This is a genomic window from Dietzia sp. HMSC21D01 (assembly GCF_001815995.1).
GTDB lineage: Bacteria > Actinomycetota > Actinomycetes > Mycobacteriales > Mycobacteriaceae > Dietzia > Dietzia cinnamea.
Window position 1 is genome coordinate 1 of the sequence record NZ_KV823828.1, and the last position, 752, is coordinate 752.

Consider the following 752-nt stretch of genomic DNA (forward strand, 5'->3'; position numbering starts at 1 on the left):
CCCACCGGACTCGAGCGCCGCCAGCCGGTCAGCCGCGCGCCCGCCCGGCCACACCAGCAGCGCGACGGCCACCAGCACCAGCGCGGCCGTCATCGGACGCGCTCCGCGAGCATCGCGTCGAGGGCCGCACGACCGGGCACGTCTCCCCCGTCGGCACGCCAGGCCGGGTCCACCACGATCCCCTGTGCCTCGCGGCGCACCACCCCGATCGAGTCGACGCCGCGCATCCCGTCGGGCAGGCGGCGCATGCCCACCACGACCCGCAGCGACGCGGCAACCTGGGCGGACAGCGCGGCGCGATCCAGACCGCCGAGGGCACCGAGCGCCTCCAGTCGCGCGGGCAGCTCGGTCGGCGAGTTGGCGTGGACCGTGCCCGCGCTCCCGTCGTGGCCGGTGTTGAGGGCGGCGAGCAGGTCGGCGACCTCGCCGCCGCGGACCTCGCCCACGGCGATGCGGTCGGGCCGCATGCGCAGCGCCTGCCGGACGAGGTCGGCCATCGTCACCTCGCCGGCGCCCTCGACGTTGCCGTGCCGCACCACGAGCCTGACGACGTGCGGGTGCGCGGGTCGCAGCTCGGGCGAGTCCTCGACACACAGCAGCCGCTCCGAGTCCGGGACCAGCCCCAGCAGCGCGGCGAGCAGTGTGGTCTTGCCGGAACCGGTGCCGCCCACGACGAGGTAGCCGACCCGGGCCGCGACGAGCGCGCGGAGCAGCGGCTCGGCGTCGTCGGGGACGGTGCCCGCGGCCACGAG

General features: G+C 77.1%; 1 protein-coding gene. It reads right to left on the minus strand.

Annotated features, from left to right (window positions below; genetic code table 11):
• Positions 1 to 89: 89 nt before the first annotated feature.
• A partial coding sequence (locus HMPREF3086_RS05015; RefSeq protein ID WP_168169059.1) for a TadA family conjugal transfer-associated ATPase occupies positions 90 to 752 on the minus strand: 663 nt, incomplete at its 5' end.